Source organism: Streptomyces sp. NPDC003635 (assembly GCF_053587635.1).
This window is the reverse complement of record NZ_JBSFOK010000032.1, coordinates 52,127-71,773: the sequence shown is the minus strand read 5'-3', so window position 1 is coordinate 71,773 and position 19,647 is coordinate 52,127. Positions and strand designations below refer to the sequence as shown.

General features: G+C 73.0%; 18 protein-coding genes. 10 read left to right on the top strand and 8 right to left on the bottom strand.

Features of this window, described 5'->3' with window-relative positions; all coding sequences use genetic code 11:
- The first annotated feature begins 76 nt into the window (after positions 1 to 76).
- Positions 77 to 2,653: an aminopeptidase N gene (pepN, locus tag ACWDRW_RS26845; RefSeq protein WP_451726641.1), complete on the top strand. Its 2,577-nt coding sequence runs from the start codon at positions 77 to 79 to the stop codon at positions 2,651 to 2,653.
- 192 nt (positions 2,654 to 2,845) lie between these two features.
- On the opposite strand, the gene ACWDRW_RS26840 is transcribed toward pepN, so the two are convergent.
- Genes ACWDRW_RS26840 through ACWDRW_RS26830 form a run of 3 tightly spaced genes read right to left on the bottom strand, consistent with a single transcriptional unit; the run spans position 2,846 to position 5,686 of the window.
- The gene (locus tag ACWDRW_RS26840; RefSeq protein WP_451726639.1) at positions 2,846 to 3,769 is read right to left on the bottom strand and encodes a LysR family transcriptional regulator; all 924 of its coding nucleotides are present in this window, start codon (positions 3,767 to 3,769) and stop codon (positions 2,846 to 2,848) included.
- Between the two features lie 14 nt (positions 3,770 to 3,783).
- Complete coding sequence (locus ACWDRW_RS26835; RefSeq protein ID WP_451726698.1) at positions 3,784 to 4,695, bottom strand: DMT family transporter; 912 nt, start codon at positions 4,693 to 4,695, stop codon at positions 3,784 to 3,786.
- A 43-nt stretch (positions 4,696 to 4,738) separates the two neighbouring features.
- Positions 4,739 to 5,686 (bottom strand): EamA family transporter, encoded by a 948-nt coding sequence (locus ACWDRW_RS26830; RefSeq protein ID WP_451726637.1) that lies wholly within the window; start codon positions 5,684 to 5,686, stop codon positions 4,739 to 4,741.
- A 171-nt stretch (positions 5,687 to 5,857) separates the two neighbouring features.
- Between ACWDRW_RS26830 and ACWDRW_RS26825 the strand changes: the two genes are divergently transcribed.
- Positions 5,858 to 6,379, top strand: coding sequence for a MarR family winged helix-turn-helix transcriptional regulator (locus ACWDRW_RS26825; protein ID WP_451726635.1), 522 nt, complete (start codon positions 5,858 to 5,860; stop codon positions 6,377 to 6,379).
- 19 nt (positions 6,380 to 6,398) lie between these two features.
- On the opposite strand, the gene ACWDRW_RS26820 is transcribed toward ACWDRW_RS26825, so the two are convergent.
- Positions 6,399 to 7,865, bottom strand: coding sequence for an FAD-dependent monooxygenase (locus ACWDRW_RS26820; RefSeq protein WP_451726633.1), 1,467 nt, complete (start codon positions 7,863 to 7,865; stop codon positions 6,399 to 6,401).
- Positions 7,866 to 7,998: 133 nt separating this feature from the next.
- Between ACWDRW_RS26820 and ACWDRW_RS26815 the strand changes: the two genes are divergently transcribed.
- On the top strand, positions 7,999 to 8,598 hold the full coding sequence (locus tag ACWDRW_RS26815; protein ID WP_451726631.1) for a TetR/AcrR family transcriptional regulator: 600 nt from the start codon (positions 7,999 to 8,001) through the stop codon (positions 8,596 to 8,598).
- A 180-nt stretch (positions 8,599 to 8,778) separates the two neighbouring features.
- Here ACWDRW_RS26815 and ACWDRW_RS26810 read toward each other — a convergent pair whose 3' ends face one another.
- From ACWDRW_RS26810 to ACWDRW_RS26800, 3 genes are all read right to left on the bottom strand, one after another.
- Positions 8,779 to 9,051 (bottom strand): hypothetical protein, encoded by a 273-nt coding sequence (locus ACWDRW_RS26810; protein WP_451726629.1) that lies wholly within the window; start codon positions 9,049 to 9,051, stop codon positions 8,779 to 8,781.
- Between the two features lie 75 nt (positions 9,052 to 9,126).
- Positions 9,127 to 11,283 carry a 4-alpha-glucanotransferase gene (malQ, locus tag ACWDRW_RS26805; protein ID WP_451726627.1) on the bottom strand — a complete coding sequence of 719 codons (2,157 nt, stop codon included), beginning with the start codon at positions 11,281 to 11,283 and terminating at the stop codon, positions 9,127 to 9,129.
- The gene (locus tag ACWDRW_RS26800) at positions 11,284 to 11,589 is read right to left on the bottom strand and encodes a hypothetical protein (RefSeq protein WP_451726625.1); all 306 of its coding nucleotides are present in this window, start codon (positions 11,587 to 11,589) and stop codon (positions 11,284 to 11,286) included.
- 296 nt (positions 11,590 to 11,885) lie between these two features.
- On the opposite strand from ACWDRW_RS26800, the gene ACWDRW_RS26795 reads away from it, so the two are divergent.
- The 5 genes from ACWDRW_RS26795 to ACWDRW_RS26775 are packed head-to-tail and all read left to right on the top strand — an operon-like array spanning position 11,886 to position 16,166.
- Entirely contained in the window at positions 11,886 to 12,488 is a 603-nt protein-coding gene (locus ACWDRW_RS26795) for an RNA polymerase sigma factor (RefSeq protein WP_451726623.1), read from the top strand.
- Entirely contained in the window at positions 12,485 to 13,438 is a 954-nt protein-coding gene (locus tag ACWDRW_RS26790; RefSeq protein ID WP_451726621.1) for a zf-HC2 domain-containing protein, read from the top strand. Before ACWDRW_RS26795 ends, ACWDRW_RS26790 begins: the two co-directional genes overlap by 4 nt.
- Positions 13,439 to 13,486: 48 nt before the next feature.
- Positions 13,487 to 14,266 (top strand): ABC transporter ATP-binding protein, encoded by a 780-nt coding sequence (locus tag ACWDRW_RS26785; RefSeq protein WP_451726619.1) that lies wholly within the window; start codon positions 13,487 to 13,489, stop codon positions 14,264 to 14,266.
- Positions 14,263 to 15,567 (top strand): hypothetical protein, encoded by a 1,305-nt coding sequence (locus tag ACWDRW_RS26780; protein WP_451726617.1) that lies wholly within the window; start codon positions 14,263 to 14,265, stop codon positions 15,565 to 15,567. Before ACWDRW_RS26785 ends, ACWDRW_RS26780 begins: the two co-directional genes overlap by 4 nt.
- Positions 15,564 to 16,166, top strand: coding sequence for a hypothetical protein (locus tag ACWDRW_RS26775; protein WP_451726615.1), 603 nt, complete (start codon positions 15,564 to 15,566; stop codon positions 16,164 to 16,166). Before ACWDRW_RS26780 ends, ACWDRW_RS26775 begins: the two co-directional genes overlap by 4 nt.
- Before the next feature lie 65 nt (positions 16,167 to 16,231).
- On the opposite strand, the gene ACWDRW_RS26770 is transcribed toward ACWDRW_RS26775, so the two are convergent.
- On the bottom strand, positions 16,232 to 16,768 hold the full coding sequence (locus ACWDRW_RS26770; RefSeq protein WP_109498769.1) for an HNH endonuclease: 537 nt from the start codon (positions 16,766 to 16,768) through the stop codon (positions 16,232 to 16,234).
- A gap of 299 nt (positions 16,769 to 17,067) precedes the next feature.
- On the opposite strand from ACWDRW_RS26770, the gene ACWDRW_RS26765 reads away from it, so the two are divergent.
- The gene (locus ACWDRW_RS26765; RefSeq protein ID WP_451726613.1) at positions 17,068 to 18,159 is read left to right on the top strand and encodes a mechanosensitive ion channel family protein; all 1,092 of its coding nucleotides are present in this window, start codon (positions 17,068 to 17,070) and stop codon (positions 18,157 to 18,159) included.
- A gap of 267 nt (positions 18,160 to 18,426) precedes the next feature.
- Entirely contained in the window at positions 18,427 to 19,638 is a 1,212-nt protein-coding gene (locus tag ACWDRW_RS26760) for an ROK family transcriptional regulator (RefSeq protein WP_451726611.1), read from the top strand.
- The last annotated feature ends 9 nt before the right edge of the window (positions 19,639 to 19,647 follow it).

The following is a 19,647-nucleotide window of genomic DNA, read 5'->3' as shown; positions in this document are numbered from 1 at the left end:
ACCTCACCGAGGTGACCGCCCTTTCCGCAGTTCGTGGAAGGATGACCGAACCCACACATAACGAGGAGATGACCGCGTGCCTGGCACAAACCTGACTCGCGAAGAGGCGCAGCAGCGGGCGAAGCTGCTCACCGTTGACTCGTACGAGATCGATCTCGACCTCTCCGGCGCGCAGGAGGGCGGCACCTACCGGTCCGTGACCACGGTGCGTTTCGACGTCGCGGAGGGCGGCGCCGAGTCCTTCATCGACCTGGTGGCCCCGGCGGTGCACGAGGTGACGCTCAACGGCGACGCGCTCGACCCGGACGAGGTCTTCAAGGACTCCCGGATCGCGCTCCCCGGGCTGCTTCAGGGCCGTAACGTCCTGCGGGTGACCGCGGACTGCGCGTACACCAACACCGGCGAGGGCCTGCACCGGTTCGTCGACCCCGTCGACAACCAGGCCTACCTCTACACCCAGTTCGAGGTGCCCGACGCCCGCCGGGTCTTCGCGTCCTTCGAGCAGCCGGACCTCAAGGCCACCTTCCAGTTCACGGTGAAGGCGCCGACCGGCTGGACGGTCATCTCGAACTCCCCGACGCCCGAGCCCACGGACGACGTCTGGGCCTTCGAGCCGACCCCGCGGATCTCCAGCTACATCACCGCGCTGATCGTCGGCCCCTACCACTCCGTGCACAGCGTGTACGAGAAGGACGGCCAGTCCGTCCCGCTCGGCATCTACTGCCGCCCCTCGCTCGCCGAGTACCTCGACTCGGACGCGATCTTCGAGGTCACCCGGCAGGGCTTCGAGTGGTTCCAGGAGAAGTTCGACTACGACTACCCGTTCCAGAAGTACGACCAGCTCTTCGTGCCGGAGTTCAACGCGGGCGCGATGGAGAACGCGGGCGCGGTGACCATCCGCGACCAGTACGTCTTCCGCTCCAAGGTGACGGACGCGGCGTACGAGGTGCGCGCCGAGACGATCCTGCACGAGCTGGCCCACATGTGGTTCGGCGACCTGGTCACCATGGAGTGGTGGAACGACCTGTGGCTGAACGAGTCGTTCGCCACCTACACCTCCATCGCCTGCCAGGCCTCCGCGCCCGGGTCGCGCTGGCCGCACGCGTGGACGACCTTCGCCAACTCCATGAAGACGTGGGCGTACCGCCAGGACCAGCTCCCGTCGACCCACCCGATCATGGCGGAGATCCGGGACCTGGACGACGTCCTGGTCAACTTCGACGGCATCACGTACGCCAAGGGCGCCTCGGTCCTGAAGCAGCTCGTCGCGTACGTCGGCATGGACGAGTTCTTCCGGGGCGTGCAGGCCTACTTCAAGGCGCACGCGTACGGCAACACCCGTCTGTCGGACCTGCTCGGCGCCCTGGAGAAGACGTCCGGGCGGGATCTGAAGACCTGGTCGAAGCTGTGGCTGGAGACGGCCGGCATCAACATCCTGCGCCCGGAGATCGAGACGGACGCGGACGGTGTCATCACCTCCTTCGCCATCCGCCAGGAGGCCCCGGCGCTGCCCGTCGGCGCGCAGGGTGAACCGACGCTGCGTCCGCACCGGATCGCGGTCGGCCTGTACGAGCCCGACGAGGCGAGCGGCAAGCTGGTGCGTGCCGAGCGCGTCGAGCTGGACGTGGACGGCGAGCTGACGTCCGTACCGCAGCTGACCGGCAGGCGCCGTCCGGCGGTCGTGCTGCTGAACGACGACGATCTGTCGTACGCCAAGGTCCGGCTCGACGAGCAGTCGCTGGCCTTCGTGACGGAGCACCTGGGTGACTTCGAGGCGTCCCTGCCCCGGGCGCTGTGCTGGGCGTCGGCGTGGGACATGACGCGCGACGCGGAGCTCGCCACCCGCGACTACCTGTCCCTGGTCCTGTCGGGCATCGGCAAGGAGTCCGACATCGGCGTGGTGCAGTCGCTGCACCGCCAGGTGAAGCTGGCGATCGAGCTGTACGCCGACCCGGCGGGCCGGGAGGCGCTGCTGAACCGCTGGACGGACGCGACGCTGGCCCACCTGCGCTCGGCGCCGGCGGGCGGGGACCACCAGCTGGCGTGGGCGCGCGCCTTCGCGGCGACGGCCCGGACGCCGGAGCAGCTGGACCTGCTGGACGCGCTGCTGGACGGTTCGCAGGCGATCGAGGGCCTGGTCGTCGACACCGAGCTGCGCTGGGCGTTCGTGCAGCGGCTCGCGGCGGTGGGGCGCTTCGACGAGGCGGAGATCGCGAGCGAGTACGAGCGGGACAAGACGGCGGCGGGCGAGCGGCACGCGGCGACGGCCCGTGCGGCCCGGCCGACCCCGGAGGCGAAGGCGGAGGCCTGGGCCTCGGTCATCGAGTCCGACAAGCTGCCGAACGCGGTCCAGGAGGCGGTGATCGGAGGCTTCGTCCAGACGGACCAGCGCGAGCTGCTGGCGCCGTACACGGACAAGTACTTCGAGGTGGTCAAGGGCATCTGGGACACCCGCTCCCACGAGATCGCCCAGCAGATCGCGGTGGGCCTCTACCCGACCGTCCAGGTCTCCGCGGACACCCTGGCCAAGACGGACGCCTGGCTGGCGTCCGCCGAGCCGAACGCGGCCCTGCGCCGCCTGATCTCGGAATCCCGAGCCGGGGTGGACCGGGCCCTGAAGGCCCAGGCGGCGGACGCGGCGGCAGCCGAGTAATCGGCCCGCACGACCCAAGGAGGGGCGCCCGGTACCGTGCCGGGCGCCCCTCGCCATGCACATCCGCGTCACTGCGGACAGTCGCGGCGCCGGGGCGGCACGGGCCCCCTCTGGGGGAGGCACCCCGTCGGCACGGGCGAGCGAAACCCGCCCCACACCCAGCCACAGCCGCAGCCGCAGCCGCAGACCCAGCTAGCCCAGCCCCAGCCCCGACTGGCCGAGCCCCTCAGCGACCCCCCGCAGCGCCTCCAGCACCCGACCCACCGCCGGTGAGGCGTCGGCGCCCTTTCGGACCGCCGCCACCACATGCCGTACGGGCCGGTCCGCTCCCAGCTCCCGCATCACCACGCCGCCCCGGGGCACCGCCGCCATCCTGGGCACCAGCGCCACCCCCATGCCCGCCTCCACCATCGCCAGGATCGCCGTCCAGCCAGTCGCCGCATGGCCTCGGTGCGGGGTGAAGCCCGCCGCCTCGCACGCCCCTCGCGTGATCTCCGACCACGGACCGCTCTCCCCGAAGATCCAGGACTCCTCGGCGAGATCGGCCAGCCGTACCTCCTGGGCCTCCGCCCACCGATGCCCCCGCGGCAAGGCGACGTCCAGCGGATCCGCCAGCAACGTCACCCGGGCGAACCGGGGATCCACCGCGCTCGGCGCCTGCGCCGCCAGCGACAGCGCCAGGTCGACCTCCCCGGCCCCCAGCAGCTCGTACGCCTCCCCCGCCTCGGACTCCCGCACCTGAACCCGCACCCCGGGGTGCGCCGCCCGCAGCGCCCGGACCGCCGGAACCACCAGCGCCGGCACCGCCGTGGCGAAGGCCCCGACCCGCACCTCCCCGGCCTCCCCGTGCAGATACGCCCCCAACTCCGCGTCCGCCCGTTCCAGTTGCTCGAACACCGCCTCGGCATGTCGCAGCACCAAGCGCGCCGCGTCCGTCAGCCGCACCCCCCGCCCGTGGGCCTCCAGCAGCGGCACCCCGAGCTGCTTCGCCAGATTCGTCAGCTGCTGCGACACCGCCGACGGAGTCATCCGCAAGGCCTCGGCGGCGGCGGTCACCGTCCCCCGCTCCCGCAACTCCCGCAGAATCCGTAGCTTCCGGACGTCCCACTCGACCATGGCGGCAACCTACGTCACCGCCGCGCCCCCGCACCCAGCACCACCCCGCCCAGGATCAGCGCCATGGACAGCACCTGCGCCCCTCCGACCGCCTCCCCGAGCAGCACCCACGACAGCAGCGCCACACACACCGGCTGGAGGTAGTAGACAACCCCCGCACGGCCCGCGCCGATCAGCGAGATCGCCCGGTTCCAGGCGAAGAACGCCACCGCGGAGGAGACGACTCCGACGTAGAGAAGCGGCAGCAAGGTGCCCGCCGTGGGCTCGAAACCGCCCTGCACCGCGAGGCTCACCCCCTGCGCCGGCAGCAGCAGCACCGCGCCGACGAGGAACGTCGTGAACAGGAAGGCCGCACCGCCCAGTTCCGCCGGCTTGCGCCGCAGCAGCGCGCTGTACCCGGCGAAACAGCAGGCCGCGGCGATCATCCACAGGTCGCCCGCCGCGAACCGCTCCCCACCCCGGACGAGCAGCAGCACCCCGGCACACGCGACGAACAGACCGCAGATCCGCCGCGCGCCCAGCCGCACCCCGCTCGTCCGCTCCAACACCGCCATCAGCACCGGCGAAGCGGCCATGATCATGCCCATGTTGGCGGCGGGGGTGGTCAACCCCGCCTGGTTGACGAAGGTGTTGTACAGGGTGACCCCGAGGAGCGAGGCGAGCAGCACGAAACCGAGATGCCGACGGACCGCCTTCCGCTGCCGCCAGGCCTGCCGGGCCCCGAAGGGCGCGACGGCCACGAGCGCCACGACCCAGCGCCAGAAGGCGTGCTGGACCGGCGGCACGCTGTCGTGCAGCGCCCGCGAGGTGACGAAACTGCCGGACCAGACGAGCGTGGCGAGGGCGGCGAAGGCGATACCGAGGACGGGGGCCGCCGCCCTCGGCATCGACGCGCGGGAGGTCGTACGGGAGACGTGCTCGGCCAGGTCAGCCACAAAGGCCCTTTCGCTTCGGTGATCGCGGTCGGATCTACCGTCGCAGCGCGGGACCTGTCACGTCCATCGAATCTTTTCGAGCATTCTTTGCAGTGAAACTGAATGATCGTCCGCTCCGGCCATCCCCGCCCGGCACCAACTGCCCCGCCACCGTCGCCCCCAACGCCAGCACCATCCCCATCAGCTGCACCGGCGTCAGCGACTCACCCAGAGCGGCCCAGCCGACCACCGCCGCGGTGAGCGGGGAGAGGGGGACGAGGAAGGTGACCTGCGTGGCCGTGAGGCGGCCGATCCCGCGGAACCAGAGCCAGTAGGCCACCGCCGTACCGGCCACGGCGAGGTAGAGGTAGCCGCCGAGCGCCCTGGCGTCCAGCGCGGGCGGCGCTCCCTCGGCCAGGAAGGCGACCGGCGCGATGAGCAGACCGCCGATGGTGAGCTGCCAGCCGGCCAGTGCGGTCGGACCGGCCCCCTCGGGGCGGCCCCACCGCTTGGCCAGCACGGTGCCGGTGGACATGGACGCGGTGGAGGCGAGGGCCGCCAGGACACCCGGCACGTCCAGCGCGCCGACCCGCTCCAGGACGACCAGGCTGACCCCGAAGGCCGCGAACGCCCCGGTGAGCAGCGCCCGCGGCGTCGGCCGCTGCCCGAGCAGCAGCGCCGAGAGGCCGACCACGAAGAGCGGCCCCACGGAGCCGACGACCGCCGCGAGGCCGCCGGGCAGCCGGTACGCGGCCAGGAACAGCAGCGGGAAGAAGGCGCCGATGTTGAGGGCTCCGAGCACCGCGGCCCGCCACCACCAGGCACCGCGCGGCAGCACCCGGGCCAGCGCCAGGAGCAGCAGTCCCGCGGGCAGGGCGCGCATCAGGCCGGTGAACAGGGGGCGGTCGGGCGGCAGGAATTCGGTGGTGACGAAGTAGGTGGTGCCCCAGGAGACGGGTGCCAGGGCGGTGAGGGCGATGAGCGCGGGTCGGCTGGTGGCCATGGGGCGCACCCTTCGGGAGGTCGGCGTCAGCGGGGCGACGACAGCGGGTCGACCAGGTCGATGGAAAGTAGCTTACCTCTAAGCTACTTTCTCGCAAGCTACATTCCCGTCCATCACTTTCCAGCAAGCCACTTTCTTGCGGCCGACCCTCCCGGCCTCGATACTCGGCCCATGGACGCACGCCCCGAACAGCCCAGAGACGCCGTCGACGCGATCATCGACCAGTGGGCCACCGAACGGCCCGACCTCGACACCGCGGCGATGGAGGTCTTCGGGCGGATCTTCCGTCTCTCGCGCGCCATGGGCGATCGCATGGAGAAGGCGTACGGCCGTATCGGCCTCGCCCGGGGCGAGTTCGACGTCCTCGCCACGCTGCGCCGCTCCGGCGCCCCCTACACCCTCTCGCCGCGCCAGCTCTCGGCGACGCTGATGCTCACCACCGGGGGGATGACCGGCCGCCTCGACAAGCTGGAACGGGCGGGGCTGCTGCGCAGGTCCCCCGACCCGCACGACCGGCGCGCACTCCAGGTCACCCTCACCGAGGAAGGGCTGCGGCTCGTCGACGAGGCGGTCGGCCTGGGGCTCGCCGTCCAGACGGAGGCGCTGTCCGCCCTCGACGCCGAACAGGCCGGCCACCTGGCCGACCTGTTGAGGGAGTTGCTGGCGGGGACGCGCGAGTCCCCGCAGGGCTGAGGCGCCGGCCCCCGACGCCTCAGCGCGCCAGCTTGATCCGCTCCCCCACGTGCGCCTCGACGGCCGCCTCGACCGCCGCCGGGTCGGCGTCGTCCGCCGCCCAGGCCACGTATCCGTCGGGCCGCACCAGCACCGTCGTACGGCTGTCGCGCCCGCGGCCCGACCGGCGCTCCACCGTCAGGACGTCCTCCAGGCCCGTCTTGTCCGCGCACTCCTGCGGGCTGATCAGGACGAACCGGCCGCCGCGCAGGGCCTCGTAGAGGCGACCGCCCACGAGTTCCACGTCGGGGGCGCGGGAACCGGTGAGAGCGTGGGCGCCCGAGGGGGCGTCGTACTTCACGCCGATGCCGGTGATCTGGAGGGCCAGCTTGCGGCGGACGGGGGTGAGGGCGTTGAGGGTGGTCGCGACCACCGCCCGCAGGCCCAGCGTCCAGGAGTGCTTGGCCATGGCGAGACGGACGATGGCGCCGCTGCTGCGCATGGCCTCGGTGCCGACGGGGTGGCGCTCGGCCTGGTAGGTGTCGAGCAGCGCGTCCCGCGCACGGCCCTGGACCACCGCGGCGAGCTTCCAGCTCAGGTTGGCCGCGTCCTGCATCCCGATGTTCATGCCCTGGCCGCCGGCCGGGGTGTGCACGTGCGCGGCGTCGCCGGCGAGGAAGACCCGGCCCACCCGGTAGGAGGGCGCCTGGCGTTCGTCGCTGTGGAAGCGGGACAGCCACCGGGCGTCGTGCATCCCGAAGTCACGGCCCGCCGCGAGCCGGACGGTCTCCCTGATCTCCTCCAGGTGCAGCGGCTCGCTCTCCCGGATGTCCCGGCTGCGGTTCCAGGCGACGACGCGGTAGTACCCGTCGCCGAAGGAGGCGAAGAAGACGAAGGCGTCCCCGTTGGAGTGCACGGAGAGCAGGTCCTTGGGCTCCTCGGCGAGCTTGACGTCGGCGAGGAGGACGGAGCGGATCACGGAGCGGCCCGGGAAGGGCAGACCGATCGCGCCGCGCACGGTGCTGTGCATTCCGTCGGTGCCGACGACGTACGCCGCCCGCAGCTCCTCGCTCGTCCCGTCGTGCCCCCGGGTCGCGACGGTGACGCCGTCCTCGTCCTGGCGGAGCCCGGTCACCTCGGTCTCGTACCGGAACCGGACCCCGGCCTCGAACGCGCGCCGCTCCAGGATCCGCTCCATCTCGTACTGGGGGAGAAGAAGGATGTGGTTGAAGCGGGAGGGGAGGGTGTCGAACTCGACGGTGAGCCGGGTGAAGAGGTTCATCCGGTCCAGCCGGCGGCCGAGGGATTCGACCTCGTCGGAGAGCGCGCGGGCGTCGAGGAGTTCGAGGGTGCGGGCGTGGACCACGATCGCCCGGGACAGGTTGCTGATCTTGTGCGGGCGCTTCTCGACGAGGGTGACGGGGACACCGGCGGCGGCGAGGTCACCGGCCAGCAGAAGGCCGGTGGGGCCGCAGCCGACGACGATCACGGAGTGGGGGGTGTTCATGGTGGCCTCCTAGAGCCGACGCCTCCGACGACTCGCCAACGCTTGTTTGCCAACGCTCGTTGACGACGATACGGCGCTCCCCATCCAGAGTCAACACTTGTTGGCCCACGTGTGTTGGCCTACGCTTGTTGGCATGACTGGAAATGAACGCAGCTCCGTGACCGATTCCGGCGGCGGCGGCCGGCGCCGATCGGAGACCACCCGCAACGCGATCCTCGCCGCGGCCCGCGAACGATTCGCAGCTGACGGCTATGAACGGGCCACCATCAGGGCCATCGCCAAGGACGCGGCCATCGACCCGTCGATGGTGATGCGCTACTACGGCAACAAGGAGGGGCTGTTCGCGGCGGCCGTCTCAGTCGACCTGAAACTGCCGGACCTGAACAGACTGCCCCGCCAGGAGGTCGGCGAGGCGATGGTGCTGCACTTCCTGCATCTGTGGGAGCAGAACGAGGTGCTCACGGCCCTGCTCCGGGTCGGCGTCACCAATCACGCCGGGGCCGAGCGGATGCAGGACATCTTCCGGGAGCAGCTGCTGCCGCTGTCCCGGCAGGTCTGCCCGGACCCCGAGCAGAGCCCCGCGCGAGCCGCGCTGATCGCAACACAGCTGCTCGGGCTCGCGCTCACCCGCTACGTGCTGCGGCTGCCGCCGGCCGTGGCGCTCACCGCCGAGGAGGTGGTGGCATGGCTGGCACCGACGGTGCAGAGGTACCTGACGGCTCCGAACCCGTGAACGAGGTGCGGACCGCCGGCACCGAGGCAGCGGCGGAGCCCGAGCCGGAGCTCGACGAGACGCCGGAGGAAGGGGACCTCGAAGAGGCCCCGGAGACACGGAAGGCGCCGCCCCCGGCTCCGTACGGCGGTTTGCGCGTACGGGCCGTGGGAGCGGCGCCCTCGAAGAGTTCGGGAGAGGTCAGGCCTTCGCCGGGGCCTTCGCCTTCGGCTTGGTCTTGACGCGGTGGGCCTCCTGCGAGCGGTCCAGGACCATGACGAGGCCCGCGATGACCGCGAACAGGACGATCGGGGCCACGACGAACAGACCCAGCGTCTGGATGACGCTCAGACCGGAGCCGGGGTCGTCACCGTCGTCGCGGGTCAGCGCGAGCGCGGGGGACGACATGAGCAGCATCATCAGCGTCGTACCGGCGGCCAGGGCGCCGGCGCGCAGGGCGTTCTTCTTGTCCACGGTGCCAAAAGTATCGAATGGCTCCGGGGGGCGCTCGCCCGGGGGGTGCATACGAGGCGAGGGCCCTCCGCCGCCCTACCCCTCCGGGTGTCTGAGCACCTCCATCAGCGCGCGCAGCCTCGGTGACGACGCCAGGTCCTCCAGCGTCACCGGCCTGCCGTCCGCGTCCGCGATCGGCAGGCGCCAGTTCGGGTACTGGTCCCAGGTGCCGGGCAGGTTCTGGGGGCGGCGGTCACCCACCGTGTCGGGGAGCCAGACGCCGACCATGCGCGCCGGGGTGCGCAGCAGGAAGCGGTGGACGGCCTGGATCTCGGCCTCCTCCTGCGACGTACCGTGCCCACCGCCCGTGCCGTGCAGCAGGCCGAGCCGGGACAGCAGGGCCAGCCACTCGCCGGTGTCGGCGGCGGCCTCCGCGCGTTCCTCCTCCAGGGATCGGGTCAACAGGCCCAGGCTGTGCCGCAGTTCGACATGGTCACCGGTGAGCCGCGCGGCCGTCGAAGGCAGGTCGTGGGTCGTGGCGGTGGCCAGACAGTCGGACCGCCAGGTCTCCGGCGGCAGCGGACGCCCGTCGCCCTCCCAGTCCCGTTCGAACCACAGGACCGAGGTGCCGAGCACTCCGCGCGCCCGCAGCGCCTCCCGCACGCCCGGCTCCACCGTGCCCAGGTCCTCGCCGATCACCGACGCCCCGGCGCGGGAGGCCTCCAGCACCAGGACGGCGAGCATGGCCTCGGCGTCGTGGCGGACGTAGGTGCCCTCCGTGGGGGGATGGCCCTGCGGGACCCACCAGAGCCGGAACAGGCCCATGACATGGTCGATGCGCAGCGCCCCGGCGTACCGGAAGAGGGCCTTGAGCAGTCTGCGGTACGGCGCGTAGCCGGACTCGGCCAGGCGGTCCGGGCGCCAGGGCGGCAGGCCCCAGTCCTGGCCGCGCGCGTTGAAGGCGTCCGGGGGCGCCCCGACCGACATCCCGACGGCGAAGTACTCCTGCTGCGCCCAGGAGTCGGCGCCCTCGGGGTGCACGCCGACCGCGAGGTCGTGCACGATCCCGACGGCCATCCCGGCGTCGCGGGCGGTGCGCTGCGCGGCGGTGAGCTGGGCGTCGGTGAGCCAGACGAGCAGCGAGTGGAAGTCGACGCGGTCCATCAACTCGCCGCGCGCCCGGGCCGTTTCCGGCGACCGGGGGTCGCGCAGCGCGGCGGGCCAGCGGCGCCAGTCGGAGCCGTGCACCTCGGCGAGCGCGCACCAGGTGGCGTGGTCCTCCAGGGCCTGGCCCTCCTCGGCGAGGAAGTCGGCGTAGGCGGCGCGCCGGCCGGGGCCGAGCGGCACCTCGCGGATGAGTTCCAGTGCCTCCCGCTTCAGCTCCCACACGGCGTCGCGGTCGATCAGCGCGCCCTTCTCCAGCACCGACTCGCGCAGCCGCTCGGCGCGTTCCAGCAGCGCCCGCAGCCGCTCCCGGTCCTCGATCCGGGCGTACTCCGGAATGTCCTCGACGCGCAGGTGCACCGGGTCGGGGAAGCGGCGTGAGGAGGGCCGGTAGGGGGAGGGGTCGGTGGGCGCGCCGGGTACGGCCGCGTGCAGCGGGTTCACCTGGACGAAGCCGGAGCCGAACGTCCGCCCCGCCCAGCCGGCCAGTTCGGCGAGGTCACCGAGGTCGCCCATGCCCCAGGAGCGCCGGGAGAGCAGGGAGTAGAGCTGGACGAGGAGTCCGTGCGAGCGGCCGGCGGCGACGGGCAGCCGGGCCGGGGCGACGACGAGGTGGGCGGTGCCGGTGCGGCCGTCGGGCGCGGTGGCGGTCAGCCGGTGGACGCCGGGCGGGAGGCGGTCGGCGGCGGCGCGGGTCTCGCCCTGCTCGGTCTGCACCCGCAGCCGGGTGCCGGGCGGCAGACCGGTGAGCGCGGCGGGCGGCCCGGAACCGTGCCAGCACACCACGGTCGGTGGCAACAGCCGCTGCTTCAGCTCGTGTTCGCGTGCGGCCAGACTGCGCCGTACGGCCTCGGGGGTGTGCGCGTCGACGTCGAGCGCGGCGAGCGCCAGGGTGAGCGCGGTGGCCGAGGCGCGGACCGTGCGGTCCGGGGAGGGTCGGTAGGAGGTGGCGACGCCGTGCAGTTCGGCGAGCCGCGCCAGGTCCTGGGACGGGGTGCCGTCGGATCCGGACTCGGATCGCGACGCGGACGGTGACGCGGACCGTGACTCGGGCTCCGGGGAGGGTTCGGCCGACCGCTGCTCTGCCATCTACGACCTCGCGGGGTCCGGGTCGAAGGGGAGGACCTCACCGGCGAGGGGTTCGGCGGCGGCGAACGGGGGCTCGCTGGTGAGCGGCTCGGCCGCGTACATCGGCGCCTCGCTGGTCAGCGGCGCGGTCTCGTGCAGGGCCGGCTCGCTGGTCAGCGGCTCGGCGGCGGGCAGGGGAGGTTCGCTGGTCAGCGGGGTTTCGGCGCAGGCGCTCTCCGCGCTGAAGACGCACGCGTGCGGTTCGGGCCCGGTGAGCGCCTCGGGTTTGGACAGGGCGGTGAGCAGAAGGTGTGCCGATGCGGCCACGGGGGCCTCCTTGTCGAGTACGGCGACCTACGGCCTGTCCTGCGGGGCGCCGCCGGCCAGGCCCTTGCGGGTTATCGCAGCCCTACCCAGCGGGCGCGGCGGCAGACGTGCCCAGCCGGACAACGTGCCTCTCGTCACACTCCGCTCCGCCGTGACACCTCCAGACTGGGGCAATCCCGCCCCTGCGGCCACCGGCGCCCCACCTCGGCGACAGCGGCGCTCGAGCCCCTGTCGAGCAGCCGTGAACCGGCTCCGCCGAGGCCGTCGATAGACGGGGTGTGAGACTGTTCCGCCCCATGGGGGGCCAGCGGGAGAAGGACGACGGGGATCCGGCGGACGCGGCGCTGCTGCGGGCCGTCGCGGCCGGTGACTCGGCGGCGATGGCCGCGCTGTACGACCGGCACGCGGGCTGGCTGCACGCCCGGCTGACCCGGCGCTGCGCGGACGCCGAGGTGGTGCGCGAAGTCCTCCAGGACACCTTCGTCACGGTGTGGCGCTCGGCCGAGGCACACCGCGGCGAGGAGGCCGGCGGCTGGCTGTGGACGATCGCCGCGCGCCGGCTGATCGACGCGCGGCGGGCGCAGGAGCGCGCCGGGCGCCTGGAGACGACACCGATCGACGAGGGCCCCACCGCGTCCGCGCCGTCCACGCCGTCCGCCGAGGAGCGGGTGCTGGCGGGACTGGAGTACGGCGATGTCGGCACCGCACTCGACCGCATCTCCCCGGAGCTGCGCGAGGTGCTGCGCGCCACGGTCGTCGACGGGCTCACCACTCGTGAGACGGCCCGCCTGCTCGGTATCCCCGAAGGCACCGTCAAGTCCCGTGCGATGCGCGCCCGCGCCGAACTGCGCGTGGCTCTGGCCCAGTTGACCCCGTCCCCGCTGGGAGGCCCGGCATGACCGACTGGCACGCGCCGGACGCCCTCGTCACGCGCTACACCGACGGCACCCTGCCCGACCCGGACGCCTGGTCCCTGGAGAAGCACCTGGAGTCCTGCCCGTCCTGCGCGACCCGGGTCTCCCGCGCGGTCGCCGCGACAGCGGCGGGCCCGGTGCTGGCGGACGTACGCGAGGCGGTACTGGGCGCCGCCCCGCACAAGCACCTCACCTCCCCGGCCGAGTCACCGACTTCAGCCGCGCGTCTCCGCCCCTCCCGCCCCCGGTGGGCCGCCCCCCGCAGGCGGCCCCCCTCCCCGGCCGAGTCCCCGACTCCTGCCGCCCGCCTCCGTACCGCCCGCCTGCTCTGGGCCGCCGGGCCCGCTGTGCGGGGTGCCTGGCTGCCCGCTCTGCTGCTGGTGGCGGTCGGTGCCGTGGTGCTGGCCTACGGGGCCGACTTCGCGGGGGCGCGGCCGCTGCTGCTCGCCGTCGCGCCCGTCGTGCCGGTGGCCGGGGTCGCCCTGTCCTACGGCGCCCACGCCGACCCCCTGCACGAACTGGCCGCGGCCACGCCCTCCGCGGGCCTGCGGCTGGTGCTGACCCGGACCGCGGTCGTGCTGGCGGTGAGCCTGCCGCCGCTGACCCTCGCCGGACTCGTCCTGCCGTCCTACGGCGCCCCGGGCGCCGCCGCCTGGCTGCTGCCCGGGCTCGCGCTGACGCTGGCCTCGCTGGCCCTCGGCGGCTGGCTCGGGCTGCGCACGGCGACGGCCGTGACCGGCGGCGGCTGGCTGTGCGCCGTACTCGCGCCCGTGCTCGCCGTCCCCGACGACGCGCTGTCCGCCCGTCTGACGGACCAGCTCTCCGCCTACGTCGGCGGCGCCCCGGCGCAGGGCGGCTGGGCGGCGGCCGCCGTCGTGTGCGCGGCCCTGCTGGCCGCCCGCCGCACCGCGTACGACCGCCTCGAACGGCGCTGAACCCCTCTCAGTCGACGAAGGACGTACCTCCCTTCTCAAGGAGCCCCCTTGACCACGATCCAGGTGGCCGGTCTGCGTGTCCGGCACCGCAAGACGCTCGCCCTCGACTCACTGGACCTCGACTTCGGCCTCGGCGTGCACGGTCTGCTCGGCCCCAACGGCGCGGGCAAGACCTCGCTGATCCGGGTCCTCGCCACCGTCGCCGCCCCGTCCGAGGGCCACGTCGGCATCCTCGGCGAGGACGTCCGCGACCCCCGCGGCCGGGCCGCCGTCCGCCGTCGGCTCGGCTATCTGCCGCAGGAGTTCGGCTACTACCCCGGCTTCACCGTGCGCGAGTTCGTCGCCTACATGGCCTGGCTGAAGGAGATGCCCGCCGCCGGCACCCCGGCCGCCGTGGAGCGTGCCGTCGCCCGGGTCGGGCTCACCGACCGGATCGACGCGAAGATCAAGACGCTGTCCGGCGGCATGGTCCGCCGCGTCGGCATCGCCCAGGCCATCGTCAACGAGCCGAGCGTGCTGCTCCTGGACGAGCCGACGGCCGGCCTCGACCCGGAGCAGCGGGTGGAGTTCCGCGAGCTGCTGCGCGAACTGGGCGCCTCGGCCACCGTCCTGGTCTCCACCCACCTGGTGGAGGACGTGGCCGCGGCCTGCACGGAGGTCACGCTGATCGCCGCCGGCCGCCTGGCCTACCGCGGCACCCCCGAGTCCCTCACCGAGCTCGGCACGACGGCGGACGGCGTCGGCGACAACCCCATCGAGCGCGGCTACACGGCGGCCCTGCGCGTCCACCGGGCCTCCGGCGGTGTACGGGAGGTGACGGTCCGATGACCCTCCTCGCGGAGCGACCCCGCGTCACCGGGCACCCCCTGCGCCCCGAGGTCCGGCGCGGCTTCGCCCCCTGGGCGGGCGGCGCGGTCCTGCTCACCCTGCTGGTCGCGCTGGCCGTACCGGCCGAGACCTGGCAGGGCGGCTGGGCGGAGACCCGAAACCGGACCCACGGGGCGGCGGTACTGCTCGGCATCCCGCTCGCGCTGGCGGCGGGCTGCTGGCAGGGCGGACGGGAACGCCGGAGCCGTACCGGCGAACTGATGGAGACCTCCGTACGCGGCCCGCTCCCCCGCTTCCTCGCCTCGGCCCTGCCGCTCGCCCTGTGGGTGGCCGCGGGACACCTGGCCGCAGCCGCACTGGCGCTGCTGGCCACCGCGTACTGCGCCACCGGGGACAGCCCCTACCTCCTCGTCCCGCTCGCGGACAGCCTCGTCCTCGGCAGCGCGGCGGTCGCGGGCCAGGTCGCGGGCCGCGTCCTGCCCTGGCGTCTGACGGCCCCGCTGCTGGCGATCACCGCGTACGTCGTCCTCGGCACCCTGTCCTACGACAGCCGGGGCGCGCTCGCCGCCCTGTCCCCGCTGCTGGACACGGCCGACCATGAGGCGCCGGTGTGGTGGCACCCCCCGGTGACGGTGGCCTGGATCGGCGGCCTCGCCACCGCCGCGGTTCTCGCCCACACCGCCGGCCGCCGCGTCACGGCCCTGCTGCCGCTGACCGCCGCGACAGCCGCCGCCGTACTGCTCGTGCAGACCGGCGACGACGGCATGAGCCACACCACCCCGGTCGCCCGCCGCCAGGTGTGCGACACCTCCACCACCCCGCAGATCTGCGTGAACGCCCGCTACGAGAAGCTCCTGCCGCAGATCACCGACGCTCTGTCCGGACTGACGGGCCGCCTGGAGGGCGTGCAGAACGTGCCGGTCCGCTTCGAGGACGGTCCGGGCCAGGCACGCGACGAGGAGGTCCGGCTGCCGATGGTCACGCCGCTGGGCTGGTCGGTCGTACGCGGAAAGCTCACCGATCCCGAGCAGTACGCCTGGGAGGCCGGGATGATGCTGCGCGGCCGCGCCTACTGCGACCGCACGGACCCCGCCCTCGACCGGACGGACAGCGCCGTGGAGCACTACCTGGCGCCGAACCCGCTGGAGGAGGACTTCGACAAGCTGGACCCCGACATCGAGACGAAGAAGCGAGCCCGCGCCCGCCTGCTCGCGATGGACGACGAGGAGCGCAGGGCCTGGCTGTCGGAGTACTTCGCGACAGCGGACCGCTGCGACCCGAAGGGAGTGCCGACCCTGTGACCGCGACCGGCCTCCTCCTCTACGCCCGCTCCCGCACCCTCCCGCAGACGCTCGCGGCCCTCGCCGCGACCACCGTCCTCGCGGTCGTCTCGGCCCACGCCCTGGACTCCTACCTGGACCCCGACCGCCAGGTCCCGCTGGTGGCCCTGGCCCCCCTGCCGGCCTCGGCGGCGATCGGCACCAGCCTTCACTCCCCCTCCGACGAACTGGACCGCACGGCGGTACGCCCCTGGTGGCGCCGTCGCGCGATCCACCTCCTGACCCTGACCGCCCTGGCCACGGCCCTGCTCCCGCTGGCGGTCCTCGCCAGCGCCCAGACCTTCGGCCCACCCGCCATGATCAGAAACACCCTCGGCTGCACGGGCCTGACGGCAGCGGCGGCGGTGGTCCTGGGCGCGAGACTGAGCTGGCTCCCGGTGTTCGGGTACGTGAGCGCGATGTACCTGGGGATATCGGGGACGAGGGGCGGCGGCTCACTCCCGCCCTGGGCATGGCTGCTGGAGCCGGAAGCGGGAGGGGCGGCCTGGAACACGGCCGCCGCCCTCTTCCTGCTGGGAGGCACCCTGTACGTGCTGAAGGGAGCGCGTCGAGTCACTTAGGGGCGCGGGGAACTGCGCGCACAGCCCCCAGCCACCCGCGGACAACACACAAAGGGCCCGGATCCTCAGGCGGAGATGCCGTCGATCCGGGCCAACGCGTCATCCGCGCCGAACGGCTGCAAGTACGGCAGCCAGCGCGGATCCCTATGCCCGGTCCCGATGATGCGCCAGGCCAGACCGGTCGGCGGAGCCGGTTTGTGCCGCAGCCGCCAGCCGATCTCGAACAGATGACGGTCGGCCTTCACGTGGTTGCAGCGGCGGCAGGAAGCCACCACGTTGTCCCAGACGTGCTTGCCCCCGCGGCTGCGCGGGATGACGTGGTCGACGCTGGTTGCGACGCCACCGCAGTACATGCACCGGCCCCCGTCGCGGGCGAAGAGCGCCCTGCGGGTAAGAGGAACGGGCCCCCGATAGGGAACCCGGACGAATCGCTTGAGCCGGACCACGCTTGGTGCGGGGACTGTGACGGTTGCGCTGTGCATGAAGGCGCCGGATTCCTCGAGGCATACGGCCTTGTTTTCGAGCACGAGGACGAGCGCGCGGCGGAGCGGTACGACGCCGAGTGGCTCGTACGACGCGTTGAGGACCAGGACATGCGGCACGGATGCCTCCTTGGGCGTCGGCGGCGCGTGGCTCGCGCCGGGACGATCTGTAGTCAGTCTCCCCTCAGGCCTGGTGAAAGCGCCACCATGTCCAGGTAACGGGCTGAGAGTGTTTTCGACCACACCTTTCTTCATCCCCAGGTGAGTACGGTCTCTCCCCCGAACATTGCAACGATCCACACACGATGCACCGTTAGTGTGGTGGGTCTGCCCCCTCGGTGACCCTTTCGTGACCTTGCTACGTAGCCGACCTTGACCGCCGTACCGGGAGGCAGAAGCCGCACCTGGAGGTACCCGCCGTGTCCTTGTCCGCCGTCCTACTGGCCGCCGGTCCCACCCCGTCGCCGTCGCCCTCGCAGACGACTCCGGCGGTGCCGTCGCTCCAGGACGCCCAGGAGAGCGCCACCAACGCCGCCAGCTGGGTCGAGGAGAACTGGTCGACCTGGCTCGCGATCGGTCTGAGGGTCCTGCTGATCCTGGTGATCGCGGCGGTGCTGCGGGTGGCGGTGCGGCGGGCGATCACCAAGCTCATAGACCGGATGAACCGCACGGCCCAGGCGGTCGACGGCACCGCGATCGGCGGTCTGCTGGTCAATGTAGAGCGCCGGCGCCAGCGCTCGCAGGCGATCGGCTCGGTGCTGCGCTCGGTGGCCAGCTTCCTGATCCTGGGCACCGCGGGCCTGATGATCCTCGGCACCTTCGAGATCAACCTCGCCCCGCTGCTGGCCTCGGCCGGTGTCGCGGGCGTCGCGATCGGTTTCGGCGCCCGCAACCTCGTCACGGACTTCCTCTCCGGCGTCTTCATGATCCTGGAGGACCAGTACGGAGTCGGCGACTCCATCGACGCGGGCGTCGCCTCCGGTGAGGTCATCGAGGTCGGCCTGCGCGTGACGAAGCTGCGCGGCGACAACGGCGAGATCTGGTACGTCCGCAACGGCGAGGTCAAGCGCATCGGCAACCTCTCCCAGGGCTGGTCGACGGCCGGGGTCGACGTGACCGTCCAGCCGTCCGAGGACCTGGACAAGGTGAAGGCCGTGATCGCCGACGTCGCCGAGCGGATGAGCAAGGAAGAGCCCTGGAACGAGCTGCTGTGGGGCCCGATCGAGACCCTCGGTCTGGACAGCGTCCTGCTGGACTCCATGGTCGTGCGGGTCTCGGCGAAGACCATGCCGGGCAAGGCGCTGACGGTGGAGCGCGAGCTGCGCTGGCGGATCAAGCGGGCCTTCGACGCCGCGGACATCCAGATCGTCGGCCGGCCGCCGCTGGCCGTGGAGGACGTGTCCCTGGCCGACCCGACCGCGGCCGTGGCCGCCCCCTCGGCCTACGCCAACACCTCCTCCCCACAGGCCCAGGCGGCGACGCCCCTCACTCCGCCGAGCGTGACGAAGTAACGCGAACGCGACGGACCCAGGCCCCGCCGGACCACACCGAACGCGACGGACCCAGCCCCGCCGGACCACACCGGCGGGGCTTCGCCGTTGTCGGCCGTTTCGCCGCCGGGGCTTGACGGCCCCGGCCCACGGGCCTACCTTCCTCGTCAGTCGATAGGAAAGTTTCCTAACAGTGCACGCGACCGTGCTCCCGGCGGTGCTCACGGCGCCTCCCGGCGCCCGCGGCGGCGTGAGAGGCTTTCCCCCCGAAAGGCAGGTGCAGATCCCATGGCAGGAACCGCCGGTACGCCCGGTACCCCGCGCGTCCTGCGCGCCATGAACGACCGCGCCGCCCTGGATCTGCTGTTGGCGCACGGGCCCCTGTCCCGCACCCGGATCGGCAAGCTCACCGGGCTGTCCAAGCCGACCGCCTCCCAGCTGCTGGCCCGCCTGGAGGCCGCGGGACTGGTCCTGGCCACCGGCACCACGGAGGGTCGCCCGGGCCCCAGCGCCCAGCTCTACGAGGTCAACCCGGCCGCCGGGTACGCGGGCGGACTCGACGTCACCCCCGAGCGCGTCCTCGCCGCCGTGGCCGACATCACCGGCCGTACCGTCGGCCGCTTCGAGCTCCCCACCCCGGGACGGCGGCCCGCCCGGCCGGTCGTCCAGCAGGTCACCGACGCCCTCGACGGCGCCGTGAAGGCGGCCGGGCTCGCCCGGGACGACATCCGGCGCCTGGTCATAGGCACCCCCGGCGCCTTCGACCCGAGCACCGGCCGGCTGCGCTACGCCGCCCATCTGCCCGGCTGGCACGCCCCGAGCCTCCTCGACGACCTGGCCGCCGCGCTGCCGATGCCGGTGGAGTACGAGAACGACGTCAATCTCGTCGCCGTCGCCGAACAGCGGCTCGGCGCGGCCCGCGGCCACGACGACTTCGTGCTGCTGTGGAACGAGGCCGGACTCGGCGCCGCCCTGGTCCTCGGCGGCCGGCTGCACCGCGGCTTCACCGGCGGCGCCGGCGAGGTCGGCTTCCTGCCGGTGCCGGGCGCACCCCTGGTGCGCCAGGTGACCCGCACCAACAGCGGCGGCTACCAGGAGCTGGCCGGCGCCCAGGTCATCCCTCGGCTGGCCCGGGAGCTGGGCGTCGGCGGCATCCCCGAGGGGCCGTACACCGAGGTCGCCGCCGCCGTGCTGGCGCGGGCCGCGGACAGCGGCGCCGGACCCGAACGGCAGCTCCTCGCCACCTACGCGACCGGTCTGGCCACCGGTCTCGCCTCGCTCGTCTCCGTGCTCGACCCCGGACTCGTCGTCCTCAGCGGCAGCGCCCTCGCCTCCGGGGGCGAGCGGCTGCTGGCCCTGGTCCAGGCCGAACTGGCGGAACTCGCCGCCTCCCGGCCCCAGCTCGTGCTGGGCGATGTGACCGAACAGCCCGTGCTGCGCGGCGCGCTGGAGAGCGCGCTGGCCACGACCCGCGACGAGGTCTTCGACACCTCGCGCTGAGCATCAGCA

What these genes read in the sequence shown, in the direction of transcription:
- ACWDRW_RS26790 (WP_451726621.1), top strand. Translation starts at nt 12,485, where the DNA reads ATGACCGACTGGCACGCGCCGGACGCCCTCGTCACGCGCTACACCGAC.
- ACWDRW_RS26780 (WP_451726617.1), top strand. Translation starts at nt 14,263, where the DNA reads ATGACCCTCCTCGCGGAGCGACCCCGCGTCACCGGGCACCCCCTGCGC.
- ACWDRW_RS26820 (WP_451726633.1), bottom strand. Translation starts at nt 7,865, where the DNA reads ATGAACACCCCCCACTCCGTGATCGTCGTCGGCTGCGGCCCCACCGGC.
- ACWDRW_RS26760 (WP_451726611.1), top strand. Translation starts at nt 18,427, where the DNA reads ATGGCAGGAACCGCCGGTACGCCCGGTACCCCGCGCGTCCTGCGCGCC.
- ACWDRW_RS26815 (WP_451726631.1), top strand. Translation starts at nt 7,999, where the DNA reads ATGACTGGAAATGAACGCAGCTCCGTGACCGATTCCGGCGGCGGCGGC.
- malQ (WP_451726627.1), bottom strand. Translation starts at nt 11,283, where the DNA reads ATGGCAGAGCAGCGGTCGGCCGAACCCTCCCCGGAGCCCGAGTCACGG.
- ACWDRW_RS26840 (WP_451726639.1), bottom strand. Translation starts at nt 3,769, where the DNA reads ATGGTCGAGTGGGACGTCCGGAAGCTACGGATTCTGCGGGAGTTGCGG.
- ACWDRW_RS26825 (WP_451726635.1), top strand. Translation starts at nt 5,858, where the DNA reads ATGGACGCACGCCCCGAACAGCCCAGAGACGCCGTCGACGCGATCATC.
- ACWDRW_RS26795 (WP_451726623.1), top strand. Translation starts at nt 11,886, where the DNA reads ATGGGGGGCCAGCGGGAGAAGGACGACGGGGATCCGGCGGACGCGGCG.
- ACWDRW_RS26830 (WP_451726637.1), bottom strand. Translation starts at nt 5,686, where the DNA reads ATGGCCACCAGCCGACCCGCGCTCATCGCCCTCACCGCCCTGGCACCC.